Source organism: Sphingomonas sp. GV3 (assembly GCF_031082075.1).
GTDB lineage: Bacteria > Pseudomonadota > Alphaproteobacteria > Sphingomonadales > Sphingomonadaceae > Sphingomonas > Sphingomonas beigongshangi.
In genome coordinates, this window is sequence record NZ_JARWLE010000001.1 from 489540 (window position 1) to 507073 (window position 17534).

Annotated in this window: 13 protein-coding genes and 1 pseudogene; 7 read left to right on the forward strand and 7 right to left on the reverse strand. The window is 62.1% G+C overall.

Annotation, left to right across the window (positions count from 1 at the left end; genetic code table 11):
• Positions 1-12 precede the first annotated feature (12 nt).
• The 3 genes from RF701_RS02275 to RF701_RS02285 form a co-directional block, all read right to left on the reverse strand.
• A complete protein-coding gene (locus RF701_RS02275; RefSeq protein WP_062126654.1) occupies positions 13-771 on the reverse strand; it encodes a crotonase/enoyl-CoA hydratase family protein in 759 nt (252 codons plus the stop codon).
• On the reverse strand, positions 768-2723 hold the full coding sequence (locus RF701_RS02280; protein WP_308813958.1) for an NAD(P)/FAD-dependent oxidoreductase: 1956 nt from the start codon (positions 2721-2723) through the stop codon (positions 768-770). Before RF701_RS02280 ends, RF701_RS02275 begins: the two co-directional genes overlap by 4 nt.
• A gap of 84 nt (positions 2724-2807) precedes the next feature.
• Positions 2808-3710, reverse strand: coding sequence for an alpha/beta hydrolase (locus RF701_RS02285; RefSeq protein WP_062126649.1), 903 nt, complete (start codon positions 3708-3710; stop codon positions 2808-2810).
• 102 nt (positions 3711-3812) lie between these two features.
• Here RF701_RS02285 and RF701_RS02290 point away from each other — a divergent pair, with 102 nt between their 5' ends.
• From RF701_RS02290 to RF701_RS02305, 4 genes are all read left to right on the forward strand, one after another.
• Positions 3813-4493 (forward strand): TetR/AcrR family transcriptional regulator, encoded by a 681-nt coding sequence (locus RF701_RS02290; protein WP_203310407.1) that lies wholly within the window; start codon positions 3813-3815, stop codon positions 4491-4493.
• 750 nt (positions 4494-5243) lie between these two features.
• Positions 5244-5414, forward strand: a complete 171-nt coding sequence (locus tag RF701_RS02295; protein WP_231902870.1) for a hypothetical protein — start codon at positions 5244-5246, stop codon at positions 5412-5414.
• Positions 5415-5552: 138 nt separating this feature from the next.
• Complete coding sequence (locus RF701_RS02300) at positions 5553-5975, forward strand: hypothetical protein (protein WP_308813959.1); 423 nt, start codon at positions 5553-5555, stop codon at positions 5973-5975.
• Between the two features lie 811 nt (positions 5976-6786).
• Positions 6787-7146, forward strand: coding sequence for a hypothetical protein (locus RF701_RS02305; RefSeq protein ID WP_308813960.1), 360 nt, complete (start codon positions 6787-6789; stop codon positions 7144-7146).
• A 223-nt stretch (positions 7147-7369) separates the two neighbouring features.
• On the opposite strand, the gene RF701_RS02310 is transcribed toward RF701_RS02305, so the two are convergent.
• Positions 7370-8143 (reverse strand): alpha/beta fold hydrolase, encoded by a 774-nt coding sequence (locus RF701_RS02310; protein WP_294271947.1) that lies wholly within the window; start codon positions 8141-8143, stop codon positions 7370-7372.
• 534 nt (positions 8144-8677) lie between these two features.
• Positions 8678-10735, reverse strand: a complete 2058-nt coding sequence (locus tag RF701_RS02315) for an ATP-binding protein (RefSeq protein ID WP_308813961.1) — start codon at positions 10733-10735, stop codon at positions 8678-8680.
• A gap of 510 nt (positions 10736-11245) precedes the next feature.
• On the opposite strand from RF701_RS02315, the gene RF701_RS02320 reads away from it, so the two are divergent.
• Both RF701_RS02320 and RF701_RS02325 read left to right on the forward strand, forming a co-directional pair.
• Entirely contained in the window at positions 11246-13111 is a 1866-nt protein-coding gene (locus RF701_RS02320) for a PAS domain-containing protein (protein WP_308813962.1), read from the forward strand.
• Positions 13112-13126: 15 nt separating this feature from the next.
• Positions 13127-13501, forward strand: coding sequence for a response regulator (locus tag RF701_RS02325; RefSeq protein ID WP_308813963.1), 375 nt, complete (start codon positions 13127-13129; stop codon positions 13499-13501).
• A 221-nt stretch (positions 13502-13722) separates the two neighbouring features.
• Here the strand turns inward: RF701_RS02325 and RF701_RS02330 are convergent.
• A protein-coding gene (locus RF701_RS02330) for an IS5 family transposase (protein WP_308813964.1) occupies positions 13723-14474 on the reverse strand; the annotation gives its coding sequence in 2 pieces (ribosomal slippage) (positions 13723-14141 and positions 14141-14474; 753 coding nt in all).
• Between the two features lie 101 nt (positions 14475-14575).
• Here RF701_RS02330 and RF701_RS02335 point away from each other — a divergent pair.
• A pseudogene (locus RF701_RS02335) lies at positions 14576-15597 on the forward strand (IS110 family transposase).
• A gap of 561 nt (positions 15598-16158) precedes the next feature.
• Here RF701_RS02335 and RF701_RS02340 read toward each other — a convergent pair.
• The gene (locus tag RF701_RS02340; protein ID WP_308813965.1) at positions 16159-17277 is read right to left on the reverse strand and encodes a hypothetical protein; all 1119 of its coding nucleotides are present in this window, start codon (positions 17275-17277) and stop codon (positions 16159-16161) included.
• Between the last annotated feature and the right edge of the window lie 257 nt (positions 17278-17534).

A 17534-nucleotide genomic window follows, 5' to 3' on the forward strand; every position in this document is an offset into this window, starting at 1 on the left:
GCCAACTCCCTGCTATGCACCGCGCCATACCGGCGGACGTTTCTCGGCGAAGGCACGCGCGCCTTCCTGCGCATCGGCGGAGGCGAGCACCGCCTCGACCAGCCCGCGCTGGCGCTGCCACCGCTCGTCGAGCGCCCAGTCGGGCGACTCTGCCATGATCCGCTTGCTCGCGAGCACCGACAGCGGGGCGTTGGCGGCGATGTCCTGCGCCAGCGCCAGCGCCGCCTCCAGCGCGCCGCCGGTCGGCGCGAGCCGGTTGACCAAGCCCCAGCGATGCGCGGTCGGGGCATCCATCCGCCTTGCCGTCAGCGCATATTCCAGCGCGATCGCTGGCGGGATGCGCTCGCGCAGTCGCACCAGCCCGCCCGATCCGGCGACGAGGCCGCGAGCGACCTCGGGCAGGCCGAACATCGCGTCCTCGCCCGCGACGATCAGGTCGCACGCCAGCGCCAGCTCGCATCCGCCGGCCAGCGCATACCCCTCGACCGCGGCGATCAGCGGCTTGGCGGGGGGCGCTTCGGTGACACCGGCGAAACCACGCCCCTCCAGCTCGGGGCGCTCGCCGGCGACGAACGCCTTCAGGTCCATCCCCGAACAGAAATTTCCGCCGGCGCCCGTCACGATACCGGCGCGCAGCGCGGGGTCGCGATCCAACGTATCGAGGGCCTCGGCAAGCGCGAGCGATACCGCACGGTTGACGGCGTTCCGCTGCGCCGGGCGATCGATCGTCATCACCAGCACCGCATCGTGGCGGTCGACGCGCAGGCTCATGCCGGCACCCGATCATGGGCATAGGTCAGGCGATAATCGGTGAGGTCTGCCGTCTCTGTCATCCGCCACATGTCGAGGATGCGGAACGGATTGTTGACGACGATCCGCCCCTTCGAATTGCGGACGTAGCCATCGACACCGGGATAGGTCCACACCAGTCCCGCATGCGTCGCGTCGACGCGCGCGTTATAGGCTTCGTACACCTCCGGTCGCACATCGACGGTGGCGATGCCGCCTGCGAACATCTGGCGCAGCAACGACATGACATAGTGCATCTGACGTTCGAGCACCGAGATCAGGCTGCCGCCATGGCCGTATTGCGTATTCGGCCCGTAGAGGCAGAAGAAGTTGGGATAGCCCGGCACAACCGTGCCGAGGTAGGCGCGGGCGTCATCGCCGTCCCAGTCCCCGTGAATGGTACGCCCACCGACGCCGACGACGCGCATCGGCGCCAGCAGGTTGACGACGTCGAACCCCGTCGCCCAGATGATCGCATCGGCAGGATGTTCCGCGCCGTCGCTGGTGACGACGCCATGCTGCTTCACGGCCGTGACCGCACCTTGCACATAAGTGACGTTCGGGCGCGCCAGCATGCGATACCAGCCGTTGTCGAGCAACATCCGCTTGCCGAACGGCGGGTAGGGCGGGATCATCGCGGGGATCAGGTCGGGCCGCTTGCTGAGCTCGGTTTCGATATAGCGGGTGAGGCCGCGGCGATGCGAATCGTTGATCGCGTTGATCGAGCGCCCCTGCCCATCCCAGTCGGGATCCTGACGCAGCGCCTCATATTGCTTGTCGTTGAATGCCCAGCTCAGCCGCAGCCGATACCACAGGCGATAGAGCGGCATCGCCTGCATCAGCCGTTGCAGCGCGTCCGGGATCGGCTGGCCGAACTTCGGGAAAGGGGCGACCCACTGCGGCGTACGGTTGACGATGGTCAGCGACGCGACGGTGTCGACGATCGCTGGGCCGACCTGCATCGCGCTGGCGCCGTTGCCGACCAGCACGACATGTTTGCCGGCGAGGTCGAGGCCGGCGTCGGGATAGCGCGCGGTATGGACGCTCGGCCCTTCAAACCGGTCGAGGCCGGGGACGTCGGGCAGGCGCGGCTTGTTGAACGCGCCGACGCCGCTGAGGATCATGCTGGCGGTCAGCGTTTCTTCGTGGCCATCGGCATCGGCGATGTCGACATGCCACGCTGCTGCTTCTGCATCCCAGCGCGCTTCCGTTACTTCCAGCCCGAAGCGGATGTGACGGCGCAGGTCGAACCGATCGGCGACGTCGTGCAGATAGGCGTGGATTTCGCGGCTGCCGGCGAAATAGCGAGACCAGGCGAAGGGGGCGTAGGAAAAAGAATAGAGGTGGCTCGGCACGTCGCAGGCGGCGCCGGGATAGCGGTTTTCGAACCATACCCCGCCCAGATCGCCGCGCCGCTCGACGATGGTGAATGGGATGCCCGCCGCGGCGAACTGGATCGCCGCCGACAGGCCCGAGATTCCCGCGCCGATGATGAGCGCGCGAAAGCCGGGTGGGGGTGCGATGCCGTTCGCGGCCTCAATCGCCGGCTCTTCGCCGGGCAGTTGCAGCTCGTGCCGGATCATCGCCGCATAGCCGGCGGGAATCGCCTCGCCGAGCGACACACTCATCATCCGGACTAGCAGCGCATCGTCGGGAACGGGTAGCGCGGGCGCGCGGCCGGCGAACCAGTCGGTGAAGGCGTCACGCGCCGCGGCGCGGATCTCATTCTGCACTGCGGTCGGCAAACCGCCGTCGTCATTGTCGTCGAGCCCACGGGTGCGTGCGGGGATGAAGCGCCCCTCAATCCAGCCGGTATCGCCGGTCAGCTGCACCAGCACGCAGGCGAGCGTCGGGATGTTCGCCTGCGCGATTGCCTCTGCGAGCCAGGTTGGCGCGCCGCCAGCCGCGGCATCCTCTCGTATCGACTCGGTCATCGAGTTCTTCTTTCCTCGCGCGCCGGACGACGGGGCGTCCGGCTGCTCTCCTGGAACGAGATATGGCCGGGTCGTCGAATGTAGTCAACACTGTTGTTGACTAAGAAGCGTCGTGGCCATTTCCGTGATGGCGCGGTCGGCCAGCGAGGTGAGTCTCGGCAGGCTGACGAAGCCGTGGATCATGCCCGGATAACAGGTGAGCGTCGCCGTGCCGCCCTGCGCCGCGATCGCCGCGACGAACGCTTCGCCTTCGTCGCGCAACGGGTCAAAGGCGGCGGTGATGACATGCGTCGGTGGCAGGTGGCCGAGGTCGGCGGCGAGCAGACCGTCACCTGCCTTGTTGGGGGCAGCGCACAGATAGGTGCTCCACGCCCATCGCATCCAGTCGCGCGTCAGCATGTGGCCCTCGCCCAGTCGCTGCCATGATGGCGTTGCGCAGGCGGGAGAGATTGCGGGGTAGAACAGGCCCAGCCCCGCCACGGCGATGCCGTCGCGGGGGGCGTGCAGTGCCGTCATGGCCGCCAGATAGCCGCCGGCGCTGTCGCCGCAGAGAAGGAGGCGCGCCGAACTTTGTGTTGTCGCAACCCAGCGGAGCGCCGCCGCGCAATCCTCCTGCGCGGCGGGCTGCGTAGCCTCTGGAGCGAGACGGTAGCCGACCGACACCACCCGCGCGCCGCTAGCCAGCGCGAGCATCCGGCACAGCGCATCGTGCGTCTCCAGCGAGCCAGCGACGAACCCGCCGCCGTGCATGAAAAGGATCGTGGCGGCAGGGGGCGGCGTGGGCCGGTAGAGCCGCATCGGCACACCGCATGGCGTCCATGCGGATGTAACTTCGGGCAGGGCCGGGCCAGTCGCGGCGATCATCGGACTATCCAGGCGCGCGCGATACGCCGCCATCGGCATGTCGGCGCGTGGCGGACGGAGCGCGGCACGCGGATCGGCGAGCAGTGCGGCGAAGGCGGGCGCGAGCGATGCGGGATCGGTCATCGGCGGCAGCTTGCACCGCCATGTCTGCAAACGTCAACGTCGATGTTGACACGCTGGCGGGGGATCGTTTGATCTGCCCAGCGGGCTGGTGCAAGAGGCGCTATGGACGACAAAAATCAGGACAAGCCGGTCAAGCAAAGCGGCATCGGCCGCCGCCGCTCGGCCGCGCGCACCGATTCCAGCGCGACCTATCAAGCCAAGCGCAAGGAGATCGCCGAGGCCGCGGTGCGTGTCTTCAATCGCTTGGGTTTCAAGCAGGCCAGCATCGCTGCGGTGGCGGAGGAAATGGGCGTCGACCGCGCCTCGCTCTATTATTACATCTCTTCGAAGGAGGAGTTGTTCGACGAGGTCGTCCGCACCGTGGTCGAGCGCAATTGCGCGATGGCCAAGCAGATCGAAACCAGCGACCTAGCACCGCGCCGCAAGTTGCGCGACCTGATCGTCATGTTGATGACGTCCTACGGCGATCATTATCCTCTGTTCTACATCTATATCCGCGAAAACCTGAGCCACGTCAGTGATGCGCGATCGCAATGGTCGAAGGACATGCGCGAAGTGAACCGGCTGACGACGCAAAGCATGATCGCGATCATCGAGCAGGGCTATGCCGACGGTAGCCTGCGCAATCTCGGGCCGGCGCAGATCGTCGCTTTCGGTATCTTCGGCGTCATCGGTTGGACGCACCGTTGGTTCCGCCCCGGGGAGAGCGATGCGAGCGCGCAGGAGATTGGGCGAACGTATGCAGAGATGATCCTGTCGGGTTTAGAAAACCCCTATGACTAATTATAAATACAAAATGATTTGCTCTAATCGGTCCTGCGTTGACGCTGGCAGTAACCGTTAATGATCTTATTCGTGGCACATGACGGTGGGCAAGGGCGCCACAGGCTCCGTCAAACCAAATGCACCTGCTGTTGAATGGATAATCGTGGCATAGCGGCGGGGCATCGCGCACCTCGATTCATGAATGCCGACGAATTGTTTAGGTGGCGATGATTGTATGCGAGGTGACCAGCACGTGCCACTTCTTTCAAGTGATGGGGGCGGCAAGGTTCACCCCAAATCAATTGCCGCCGGCGGTGGCAACGGCATGATCTGCGACTGCTAAGATTGCGGCAAGGGCAGCCTGATGACGACAGCACAGTTGGTGACGGCCGCTGCGGTCACGACATCGTTCGCCGCACCGATGCCGCTCAACGTTAGAGAATGGCTCGGGCCGAACAATTTATCTCCCCCGCTCACTCGCATTCGACGAAGAGGGTCTAATCCAGGCAGTCGTCTACATCGACGTCACCGGCCAGCCGATGCCCGGCATCTACCGGCTTCGTGCCGATTGGCGGCTTACCAATGGCCGTCCAGCACCGTCGTCGGCCGATGTTACGCTCGCCGCTGCCCGGCTTCCTAGCGTCACGGCTCGCCCAACACCATCACGACCGACGGTCTACGCAGCTATGGTGCAGCGATGGATGAATTGGCCTACCGGGATCCCGAAAGATTGGCCGCTGGGCCAACAACCGGATCGAGAACAGCCACCTGCCATTCCGACAAAGGGACCGGGCAATGCTGCGCTTCAGACAGATGAAGACGCTACAGAAGTTCGCCTCCGTCCACGCCAACGTCCACAACCACTTCAGCCTGGAACGTCACCTCGTCGACCGAGTAACCTACCGGGAACGACGCTCTGCCGCGCTTGGGGAGCGGTAGGCGCTTATCAGCTGAACGTCGGCGTCAAAGACTGAAATGCATCGTGTGGAGAGCGGTTCGTATTAGGCTGACAGCACCAGCAGGAACGTTGAAAAGCGGACTAAGCGCGCCCGATCTGCTATGGTAAACGAATGGCGGATGTTGGAAGGCATCAAGGGCAACGCGAACGTCTGGAAATGGGTCGTCGCGGCAAAGCGGCGGCCGGCGGCTTTCGCCCCCAAACCCGGTCGTTCGAGGCAGGCTTGGTGCTTGCCGATTTCCGCCTTTCGTTCGGCAAGGCATCATATCGTAATGACGATCACGCCAGCCGTCCTTGCTCAGTTACCGCTGCCCGACGTCCGTGCGGTGGTCTTTTTCAAACAGGATGAAATTACGACGGATTTGATCTGCTGCGATGTGGAGGTCGCTGGGCATGTATGGTCGTTTCACGAGGGAGCGGCCGGCTGGCCAGACCTGATCGCGCATCTATCCACACTGCCGGGCTTCCGTACCGATTGGTATGAAGCCGTGGTCAGTCCGCCGTTCGCTACAGCCGAGACGATCGCGTTCGATCTGCGGTGATCGCCCCAAATGCCGACGTTCGTGCGCAGCATCAACTTACCTAAAACCGGTATTTCATTCAGCCTTGGTAGATGGGGACCTTAAAAATCCTGCTGTCGCTGTTGCCGGCCGCAATGGCTACCATGCTCATCGTCGCATGCTCGCGACATGACACTCGTGCATGCAAGGCCCCGAGATCGTATTGGCAAAAGCCCCATAACTTTGGTGGCATTGAGCCGATCGTGAGTGTGGTTGCGCTCACACATGGCGGAACGATATATTGGAACGGCACTGCTGTTTCTCGGGCGCAGCTAAGCGAGTACCTTAAAATCTCACATGGCTTAAACCCCGAACCGCATATCTTTCTCGAAACGGAGATGGGCGTGTCCTGCAATGCCCTTGAAGCAGTGCGCGACCAAATCGATCGACAGCTTGATTGCAGGAAGCCTTATTCGCGCTGCTCGGAAGGCATCCGCTCCGTATGGGAGAATTTGCCTTCGCCACCGGAAGGTCCCGTCTCGTAACGTGTAGCTCTGGGTGACCGCTTTCCGCAACCGACGCTTAAAAGCGGACGGGCTGCCCCCCCCCCCAACAGCGGCCATTCCGCTTCCCGCCCAATGGGAGCGAGTCGCGAACAGGAGCGGGTTGCCCTAAACTTGCCGTTCGTTCACGCTCGTTAGATGGAGCAACGAAATCAATCATCCCCCACGACTCTCGGCCCGCTGATGGCGCTCGCCATTTTCGTAGTGCTAGCTGCAATCCTTGGTGGAATGGCTTTGCTCGCCTTGGGAGATGTATGAGACCTCTAAAGAGCGGACCGTCCACCCGCAGCATGGCCGCCCTTGCGATCGGCATCGCTGTTGAATTCATCGCCGCGCTTTGCTGGAAATCGGCACGCCCTTCATCGTCTCTTACAACGGACTTGCCGAGCGCTTGGAGCGACGCCTCTTCTCAATTCGATAAGCGCGTTAAGACACGCTTTCCCATTGGCAGTTCGGCCCGAAACCTAACGGACGAGCTCGGCGCGGAGGGGTTTAAGCCGACATGGTTTGAGGCAGGTGGCGAGGACGGGGCAAAGCGTGACGAGGGCAGCTTCGTATGCAACATCGCCGCACGGGTATTTTGGCGGGTGGGTCAAAACGGCGCGGTGTCCGCTATTCATGGGACCTTCAACGAGGAGGGCTTTCTATAGGCCTCTTCAAGGGTGTCTGCTTTGGCATGGTCCTGACCGTAAGCTGCCCTTCCGCTTACCTCCCAATGCCAGACGTTCGCTCATTCGATTTGGGGATGGAAGAGGCGCCTTTTGCAATGTGAACGAATGGCAGAAATCGGGAAGCGGGCAGGGCGGCCTGAACGTCCACTTGTGGGTCGATGCTACCGTCATCGCGCAATCAAGCCGCCCAGCAGGTAGAGCATCACCGCGTCGCGTCGAGAATGACGGCGACGGTTTCCTCCGGCATGTCCCACATCGGAAAGTGGCCGCTGCCATCAAACCAGTGGAGCTCGGCGCCGGGAAAGGCTGCCTGCGCGCGCGCAGCCTGCCTGGGGAGGCAAAGCCGGTCGTGCCTGCCCCACCCGATGACGACCCGGCCGGTGCCGGCAGCGGCGGGACCGGACTGCTCAGGTCCCGTGGCAAGGCTCCGCACCAGCGCATCAAACGTCGGCGTTGTACTGAGACCTTCCAGCTCGGTCGCGACGGTCTCCCCGTCAAGCGCCCAAGGACGCGCGGAGAGCTGAGCGAGCAGCGCCGTGCGCGACGCTGCATTCCGGCTCAACGCCGGCAGGCCTGGTCGGATGGCCCGCAGCAAGCGCCCGGAGGCGCCGATGGTTGTCCTGAAGAAGGTGCGCTCCCAGCCTCGCCAGAAACCGCCCGGATCCAGCGCGACAACGTTGCCGACGAGTCCGCGCCGCGCGAGCTCCAGCACGATGCGCGCGCCCATCGAACTGCCGACGACATCGACGCCGGACAAGCCAGCCTCCGCGATGTGACGCTCGACGCTGCCGACCAGACCATCGAATGTCCCGCTGTCGGATTCGGCAAGGGTAGCCCCATGGCCGGGAAGGTCGACCGCGATGACCTTCCGCGAGGCGCTGAGTGGCCCCAAGACGGTGCTCCACGATCGCCAACTCCCGCCCAGGCCGTGAATTAGAAGCAGCGTGCGGCCAGTGCCGCGCTCGATCGTGTTCATGCCGTCTCCGCCTCGTCGTTGTGAGACGCTCAACGAGCCCGGTTGCTTCACGGGCCCGGCCTTTATTGGCCTCGGGCGCTAAAGATCGGCTCATAGGCCTGCGCCGGCAGGCGGCGAGGCCGGGAAAAGCTGCCTGTTCAGAAGAGGGTCATTGAACATGAACAAGCGACCGCTTGCGAGTAAGCGCTACGCTTGCACTGAATGGGCGATTTTGGGTCGTCTCAGCCGAACGGCTGCTAGGGGTTTTGAACCCGATTCCGGCCGCTAGGTAAATCATCCAGATATCCCCAAACCGGCGGTCTCACCAATGACAGCAGTCCCGTTTCTCCGTGCCCAACCGACCGTTTCGGGAAAATGCAATCGGGAACAGGTTTCGGGAAAACGGCTCAAACCTCAGCACATCGGAGACTGAGCATGCCCTTGCTGTCCCGCTGACCTTCCCAATCGAGAAGGCTCAATCTAGCCGGCAGTCACGCTCCGTTTGTCGGTCACGGCGTTAGTCGGCGAACATACAGTCCGCCAGATATTATGGCGCTATGTGGCGAAGGCAGCGGTAGGGACACCGTTCTGCGGATCAGTAGTCCGAGACAAGAGCTTTGCGAGCTTCGTTGCCAGGTCAGCGTGCCGGAACGGTTTTTCGAGCCGTGGAAATCCTGCCTCGATGCCGATCGCATCCGAATAGCCCGATACGACAAGCACGGGCAGGCCGGGACGCTCGGCAAGGACGGTGCGGGCCAGTTCGACGCCGGTCATCTCAGGCATAAGATGATCGGTCACGAGTATATCAACGTGCCGGGCTTGGCGAAGCGCCGCTAGCGCCTCTTCGCCGGAGCGCGCCTCGATGACCTCGAAGCCGATTTCAGCGAGCATGTCCGCGGTGCTGGCTCGCACGATATCCTCGTCATCGACCAAGACGGCGATACCCGCGACCATCGGCTCCATGATAGCGGCCTTGTCAGGGATAGTCGCGAAGCCCCCGCTCAGCGGCAGCCACAGTCGGACCGTGGTGCCTTCACCCGTACCGCTCTGAATCGTCAGCGCCCCGCCAAGCTGCGACACCAGGCCGTGCGCCATCGACAATCCGAGGCCGGTCCCCTTGCCGATGCCCTTGGTCGAGAAGAACGGTTCGATCGCGCGCAGGCGCGTCTGCTCATTCATGCCAGTTCCGGTGTCGGTGACGGCGATAACGACGTAGCTGCCTTCCGCGACGGAGGGATGGTCAGTTCCCGGGCTCTGCAAATGCGCCGACAGGATCAGCCTGCCGCCATCGGGCATCGCATCCTTGGCATTCACCGCCAGGTTGAGGATCGCCATCTCCACCTGGTCCGTATCTGCCAGCGCAAGCGGCAAATCGTTGGCGATATTCAGTTCCAGTGTAACGCGTGGACCAAGCGTGGTCGCAACCAGCTCGCTCATGCCAGTGAGCAGCGCCGAGGTGTCGGTGGCTTCGGGTTTGAGCGGCTGACGACGAGCGAAGGCCAGCAGGCGCTGCACCAGCGTCCGCGCACGCTCGGCCGATTGTAACGCACCGTCGATCAGCCGCTGTTCGCGCTCGCCGCCTACCTTGCGGCGTTGCAGGAGATCGAGACTGCCCAGAATCGGCGTCAGCAGGTTGTTGAAGTCGTGCGCTACCCCGCCGGTGAGTTGCCCCATCGCTTCGAGCTTCTGTGACTGGCGGAGCGCTTCCTGCGTCGTCAGCAATTCGCGGGTCCGCTCGGCGACCAGATGCTCCAGCGTGGCGGCCGAGGTGCGCAGGGCATCCTCCATCCGCTTGCGTTCGGTAATGTCGATCGACAGACCGGCCAGCGTCACGGGCGTCCCGTCAGACCCGTAAGCTGGCTGCCCCCGGATGCCGATCCAGCGCGTCTCACCCTGTGGCGTCAGCAGCCGGTATTCGATGTCGTAGTCACAGCCGGTGTGCAGACTGGTTTCGATGGCACCCTGCACCCGCGCCTTGTCCTCGTCATGGATGGCGGCGTGCAGATCGGCATAGCTGAAGGGTAGTTCGGGATCGCGGCCGAAGTTCGTCCGGCACGTCGCCGACGTTTCCAGCTCGCCGGTCGCGACGTCGAACGACCACATGCCCATCCTGCCGGCGGCGATCATGAGCGCGCGCTGACGGCTGCTTTCCTCCGCTGCCCGGAGCAGCCGCGCCTTGTCGATCGCGATAGCGGCAAGACGCGCCAGGCTTTCCAGTCGCCGGATCGTCTCGGGATCATGGTCGCGAACCTCCGACCAATAAGCCCCAAGTGCCGCGATGGCCCTGGGCTTTCCGATCGGCGCCATCAGCAAACTGCGAACGAATGTGCCCTGATAGGTTTCGAGCGGAACGCGATCATCGTGGGCGATATCGGGAATGGCCACGGTTTCGAGGTGCTGGATCGCCCAGCCGGACACGCACACGCCAAGGTCGAAGCGGTTGCCAGCCCATAACGGGCTGATCGCATCTTCCGCGGCATAGAAGCAGCGTTCGCCCTCCCGGATGACGACGGCGATACCCTCCGCCCCGATTGCCTCTCGTGCGGTTTGTCGGAGAACCTCGACGACTTCGTCCAACGATCCGGCATCGGCAAGCCGTTCGCTGGCATCCATCAGGACCGCTTGTGCGGACAGGCTATGACCGGGTGCCGGACTGTGATTGATTGCCAAAATGTCTCTCCGATCGCCTCTTACCACATTCGTGAGCAAGCGTCGGTGTTTCGCTTGGACAAACCGCATTTCTACCGATCGACTATAACGCATAAGTCGATGATCTGGCGCATTTCCGATATATCTCGCTTCCGAACGTCGATCATCCCCCTCATGTGATCGCAAGGCCTGCAAGATCGGTCGCCGTATCGATCGATATGCCTGCCTGTCCGCAAAGCTGGGATTACCTGTTCCACCGTCGAATGGTTGGTCTGCCCCGTCGCGTGCACAGATTGGTGCGGCCAGCGCCAATGAAGTGTCAGAACCGCGCCGGGTTCGGTGGAGGCTGCCGACATAGTCAGTTGCGGCTCCCTTGAAGCGGTTCCAATCCGGCCCTGTTTTGATCTAAGGCTTGAGGACCAATCGGCAGCGATCGCCCAGTGACGCTGTCGAGCGGCTGGGGACCACGCACATATGTATTTCGGCGATGATGAACGCGGGGCTGATTTCGATAGTCCCGCAATGATAGAGCGGGTTCGAACTTTCGATTGGGCATCCACACCGCTCGGGCCGATGGCGCAGTGGCCGCAGAGCCTTCGCACCGCTGTCGATATGGTCCTTCACTCCGGTCACGCCATGTGCTTGATCTGGGGCGCAGATCGCATTCACATCTACAACGACGCCTATGCCCCGATCCTGGGCGCACGCCATCCCGCCGCCCTTGGGTCCCCCACCGTAAACGTGTGGCCGGAGCTGTGGGATCAGGTCCGACCGCTCATCGACCGGACCTTCGCCGGAGAGTCGATCGTCGTGCGCGACCAGCCCCTCACCATGACCCGTTTCGGGTTCGAGGAAGAAACGTGGTGGAGCTATGCCTATTCGCCGGTGCGCGGCGAGAATGGCGAAGCGGCCGGGCTGTTGAACGTCTGCTCGGACAGCACCGAACGGATGCGGGCGATCCGGGAGCGCGATGTAGCGTTCGAGAACCTGCGCGAACGGGAAGCTTTTACCAGCAGCGTCCTCGCCAGTTCGACCGACTGTATCAAGGTGCTCGACCTCGACGGTCGCCTGGCCTTCATGAGCGAGGGCGGGCAGCAGGTGATGGAGGTAAGCGATTTCAACATGATCGCGGGTTGCCCATGGCCGGATTTCTGGGCTGGCATCGGCAACGAGCAGGCGGTTGCAGCGCTTGAGGCGGCGCGTCGAGGCGAGGCGAAGGCCTTCATCGGCAAGGCGTCCACGATGGCCGGCACGCCCAAATGGTGGCACGTCGCCGTCAGCCCGATCGCCGGCATCGATGGACAACCGGATCGCATCCTGTCGGTATCCCGCGACATCACCGACCTGCGAGCGAGCGAGGAAGAGCGTGAACGCTTCGTACGCATGGCGGAAAACAGCAGCGACTTTATCGGGATGATGCAGGCCGATGGTCGCGTCTTCTATATGAACGAAGCAGCCCGGCGCCTTGTCGGGCTTGAGGGCACCGACATCGGTTCGGTCGCCATCGCTGATTTCATCCAGCCCGACCAACTTGAGACCGTCTACAACGACGTGCTGCCGACGGTTGACCGGGCGGGCCATTGGGCAGGCGAACTTTGCTTTCGCCATGTTACCACGGGCGACCCGATTCCGGTCCTATCCTCGGTTTTCCCGATCACAGATACGGACGGCACGCAGATCGGCTACGGCAGCGTGACGCGCGATTATCGAGAGTTGAAGCGTGTCGAAGAAAACCTGCACCTGCTCAACGGTGAATTGGCGCATCGTCTGAAAAACGTCCTGGCCGTCGTGCAGTCCGTCGTTCAGCAAACGCTTCGCAATGCCGATGACATGGCAAGCGCCTCGCAAGCGCTGGGCGCGCGTCTCGTCGCGCTCGGCTCCGCGACCGATGTCCTGACGGGAACGGCATGGCGCTCCGCCGATCTCCGCAATCTGGCAACGAGAACGCTCATGCCACATGGGACGATCAGAGAACGCATTCTGATCGACGGCCCATCGGTCATGCTCAAGCCCGAGATTTCCGTCGCCTTTGCGCTGGCGCTTCACGAACTGGCGACCAATGCCGTCAAGTATGGCGCGCTGTCGAACGACACCGGCATCGTGACGCTGTCCTGGACCGTGGATGGCGATGGCACCGACGCGGCCTTCTCCCTGAAGTGGCGGGAGCAAGGGGGACCGCCTGTGACGCCACCGCAACGAAGGGGCTTCGGCTCTACGCTGATCGAACGATCGCTTCGATCCTACTTCGGCGGGAAAGCCGCAACCGACTATCGTTCGGACGGTTTGGTGTTCGAACTGCAAGCGCGGCTTGGAGACGCCGCTTTCGTGACCGGGAACTGAATCGTGGGCCAGAGTATGCCGATCGGCAGCAAGACCATCCTGATCGTAGAAGACGAGCCGCTGGTACGCTTCGACCTGATCGATCTCTTCGAACATGCGGGCTGGCGGGTCTTTGATGCAGGCAACGCCGATGAGGCAATTGCCATCCTAGACGGTCACAAGGAAATCCGGGCGGTTCTGACGGATGTGCAGATGCCGGGCTCGATGGATGGCGTGAAACTCGCTCATTATGTGCGGGATCGGTTTCCCCCTACCGTCCTGTTCGTGGTGTCGGGCAACGTCCCCATCCCGCAGCATGAGCTGCCGGTGCGCACGACCTTTCTCTCCAAGCCTTTCGATCATCATCGTCTGTTGCGCCAGTTGGAAGCTGGTTCCGCTCAGAACATGTAGTCCGCGCTATGCCGAGCGCATGTCTTTCCCGAAATTCGATCCTTTTCGGGACGGCTAGCGACGGTCCGGCCCACTCTTATGCTCGCTGCACGACGTCTCACCCCGAACATGAATGAACGTCTAATGTTAGGAAGCAAGGAAGACGGCGCGAGTGACCGGATGTGGGTCAAATTGCTGCGACGTGAATCAATCGGCTTAGGGTCAGGACTCATTGGTCACAGTCAGAAGATGCCAGTGGCCGCGAGGGCAACAGCCGAGAAGAAGACCGTTGGGCATCGGTCGTAGCGGGTGGCGACGCGACGCCAGTCTTTCAGGCGGCCGAACATGATCTCGATGCGGCTGCGACGCCGGTAGCGGCGCTTGTCGTATCTGACCGGTTCGTTGCGCGATCGCCGACCTGGGATGCAGGGCTGAATGCCTTTGGCTTCCAGGGCATCCCTGAACCAGTCGGCATCATAGCCGCGGTCGCCGAGCAGCCATTGCGCCTTTGGCAGATCGTTGAGCAGAGCTGCCGCGCCGGTGTAGTCGCTGACCTGCCCGGCGGTCATGAAGAAGCTCAAGGGCCGTCCGTCCGCATCGCTGACGGCATGCAACTTGGTGTTCATGCCGCCTTTCGTGCGGCCGATCAGGCGGCCGAGATCCCCTTTTTAACCCGCAGGCTCGATGCCGTGCGGTGTGCCTTCAGGTAGGTCGCATCGATCATGACGGTCTTTGGCACGGCCTCCGCTGCCGCGAGACCCTCCATCATGCGCAGGAAGACGCCTCGTTCACCCCAGCGCTTCCATCGGTTGTACAGCGTCTTGTGCGGACCATACGCGCTCGGTGCATCACACCAGCGCAGTCCGTTGCGATTGACGAAGACGATGCCACTCAGCACCCGCCGGTCATCGACCCGCGGCTTGCCATGGCTCTTGGGGAAGTACGGCTGCAGGCGCGTCATCTGCTCATCCGTCAACCAGTGCAAGTCGCTCATCCACGGTCTCCCTGCGGAGCCTGATGATGTGGACGCCCCCGCACCGACCGCCAGTTGCTATGCTGCCGGCCGGTCAACCGAGAGGAAGAGGAGCGTTTACAATGGCGATCACCACGATTGGGCTCGATCTGGCGAAGAGCGTATTCCAGGCACATGGCATCGACGAGAGCGGCACCACAGTGCTGGTAAAGAAGCTGCACCGCAAGCAGATGGTGCCTTTCTTCTCGAAGCTACCACCCTGCCTGATCGCGGTGGAGGCTTGCGGAACCGCTCATTACTGGGCTCGCACGCTTGCAGCGATGGGCCACGAAGTCCGCCTGATACCGCCATCGTACGTCAAGGCTTACGTGAAGCGGGGGAAGAGCGATGCGCTGGATGCCGAAGCGATCTGCGAAGCCGTGCAGCGGCCCACCATGCGGTTCGTGCCGGTCAAGACGATCGAGCAGCAGGGCATTCTTATGACCCATCGCGCCCGATCGCTTCTCGTACGGCAACGAACCATGCTCGCCAACGCCCTGCGAGCGCATCTTGCTGAGCTGGGCCACGTTGCCAACCCCGGCATCGGCAACCTCGCCAAGCTGGCCGAGCAGGTGATGGCTGACAGGGATGCCATGCCATCCTACGCTCGTACGGCATTGGGATATTGATCCGTCAGATCATGGCCGTCAGCGCCGAGATTGCGGAACTGGATCAGCAGCTTGCCACTTGGCATACCGAAAGTGAGGCCAGTCGCCGACTCGCCACGATCCCCGGCCTCGGTATCGTCACGGCGACAGCAATAGCTGCAACCGTTACGGATGCCGAGCAATTCTCTTCAGGCAGACAGTTCGCCGCCTGGCTCGGTCTGACACCGCAACAACACTCAACCGGGGGAAAAACCAGACTTGGCGGCATCTCCAAGCAGGGCGACCGATACCTGCGCCGATTGCTCGTCGTCGGAGCCACCGCAGTCATGCGCCACGTCAAGGATAAGCCAACGCCGATGGCGGACTGGATCAGGAAGCTCTCCGAGAAAAAGCCCTTCCGGCTCGTCTCGGTGGCCCTGGCTAACAAACTCGCTCGGATCGCTTGGGTCGTGCTGACCCGCAAGGAGGCCTATCACCCTTACGCCAATTTGACCTAATCACCCCAGGTTACCCGAAATGGTAATGGCAGTCGATGATGAGTAACGATCGAGCCAATGGTGAGACCAACCCGTCTGATTCAATGCGCTTCAACGCGCGCCAGCCTGTTTAGGGACCTCACCGGCGGATTTCCATCAGGGCCAGCGGTCATCACAACGCCGCACAAACAGGCCGGACATATGAAAGCAACCGATCAAACCCATCCCGACAAAATGCCCTTGCCAAGGGGGCGTCCACATATGAATCAGATCGCGACGCTCACATCAATGGGTCCTGACCCTAGCGCGGCGCCAACGACTGTTGTCGCCAATTCGTTGTGGTTAACCTGGTTCGCTCCTCTGCCGCTACGTGCGTCGTGCGACAATAGCCGGCCGCCGTTCCACCCTAACGTCGTATCCCTCGAAAGAATTAGGGATATTGGGGATCGGCCCTCGGAAACTCGGATCGATCCAAACCTTCAAGCCGCAGAAATCGTCGGCGTTCCACGTGAGGACAGACGCGACGCTGCTGGCGAGCCCTAGGCCGCTTTGTAGTCGTCGAGCTGCCTGCACCATGTCCATTTAGACGTTGTGGCCACCTACCAAGGTGACGCCGAAGTGAGCAAGGACCTTATCAATCGGCAGAATGAACGTCAAACTGCCGTCAGCGCTGCCAGCGAACAGCAAGCCAACGGCGTGCGTCGTTCCTGCGGCGTCGGTGTGGACCACCAAGGAGCCAGAGTCCCCACGGTCGCTGAACGGCTGACCTGAGGCACCTTGCACTAAGAAAACATCGTCGAAGTAGATCACCCCTTTGAACTGGGGAACATCCATCATCACGGGCGTGAAACCGACTACCTGCCCGATCACTTGGCCCTTGGTGTCACCCGTTGTTCTCCCGACCTTACGAACGGCCAAGCCAGGAGCAAGCGGTAGCGTCGTCGTCGGGGTATCGAACAGGCCCCTCTGCATGGACGAAATGGTCGTCTCATCTTTGATCTTGAAGGTGGCCGCATCAATATTCTTCGTCACGTCGACGTTATCGGGAATGCCTGCAATCCAAGATGCGACATTTAGATGATGCCCCAGCGTGAAAGGATCATGACCCGTTGGGCGCACGTCTAACAGCCCCGGCGCGACAATCGGGAAGTCGACATCGGTGTAGCAGCATCCGCCGCTCACATGGTTGTTCGTAAGCGCAAGGAGATCGCCCGCAGCATTACGAACCAGCGCACCCAAGGTACCCGCCGAGACGGAGTTCGCCACTGAGATTGAAGAGCCACAGGTGTAATAGGCGCCGTGGAGAGCCATGCCGGATCCACCTCCCGCTGCGGACAGAGGTAGGCGGACTTGTGGTGGGTGCGACTTGATATAACGGAACTTGTGACCGCCTTCTGCCTCAGATGGCAGCGTCTCAATGTCCCTCTTCGTCAGCTTCTGGTGAGTGACGACAAGGATTTCATCCTTTGCCGGATTTACAGCAATAAGATTGATTTTCCGGTGATTGAGGATCGCAGAAGCCGCGGCGGCGTGATTCGTCTCAGCTAGGTCATTCAGGCTATCATGACGATCCTCGAATTGATCGTCTGGCGGCTGAAATGTCAGGATGCCTTGCTCGGCTGCCCAGGAACGGAAACGTTCGGCTACTACGCGAAGGCTCCGTTCGCGGACCGACGCGTCCTCTTTGATGTTGTCAGCCATTTCCGACCAAGTCCCCTCGTGCTTTGGCCGCAGGCTAAGCAACGGAAGCTAAGGTGTCGATAGTGTCAGTCTGTTCCCGCTTGGCTCAGACCGTTTCAACGCGCTTATTCCCCATTCATTACCCAAGTCACCTGAGCAATGCCTGATGTAACCTGCTAAGTCGCTGTAATCGCTTGGTGACCCCTACGGGAGGAGCAATGTGGAGGGATAAAGACTGAGAAACAACGACTTAGCTCAACCTCAAATCGGTCGTTTGT

Bases quoted from the DNA above. Each gene is read 5' to 3' on its own strand.
- RF701_RS02275 (WP_062126654.1), bottom strand. From the start codon at position 771: ATGAGCCTGCGCGTCGACCGCCACGATGCGGTGCTGGTGATGACGATC.
- RF701_RS02280 (WP_308813958.1), bottom strand. From the start codon at position 2,723: ATGACCGAGTCGATACGAGAGGATGCCGCGGCTGGCGGCGCGCCAACC.
- RF701_RS02285 (WP_062126649.1), bottom strand. From the start codon at position 3,710: ATGACCGATCCCGCATCGCTCGCGCCCGCCTTCGCCGCACTGCTCGCC.
- RF701_RS02290 (WP_203310407.1), top strand. From the start codon at position 3,813: ATGGACGACAAAAATCAGGACAAGCCGGTCAAGCAAAGCGGCATCGGC.
- RF701_RS02300 (WP_308813959.1), top strand. From the start codon at position 5,553: ATGTTGGAAGGCATCAAGGGCAACGCGAACGTCTGGAAATGGGTCGTC.
- RF701_RS02305 (WP_308813960.1), top strand. From the start codon at position 6,787: ATGGCCGCCCTTGCGATCGGCATCGCTGTTGAATTCATCGCCGCGCTT.
- RF701_RS02310 (WP_294271947.1), bottom strand. From the start codon at position 8,143: ATGAACACGATCGAGCGCGGCACTGGCCGCACGCTGCTTCTAATTCAC.
- RF701_RS02315 (WP_308813961.1), bottom strand. From the start codon at position 10,735: ATGGATGCCAGCGAACGGCTTGCCGATGCCGGATCGTTGGACGAAGTC.
- RF701_RS02320 (WP_308813962.1), top strand. From the start codon at position 11,246: ATGTATTTCGGCGATGATGAACGCGGGGCTGATTTCGATAGTCCCGCA.
- RF701_RS02325 (WP_308813963.1), top strand. From the start codon at position 13,127: ATGCCGATCGGCAGCAAGACCATCCTGATCGTAGAAGACGAGCCGCTG.
- RF701_RS02340 (WP_308813965.1), bottom strand. From the start codon at position 17,277: ATGGCTGACAACATCAAAGAGGACGCGTCGGTCCGCGAACGGAGCCTT.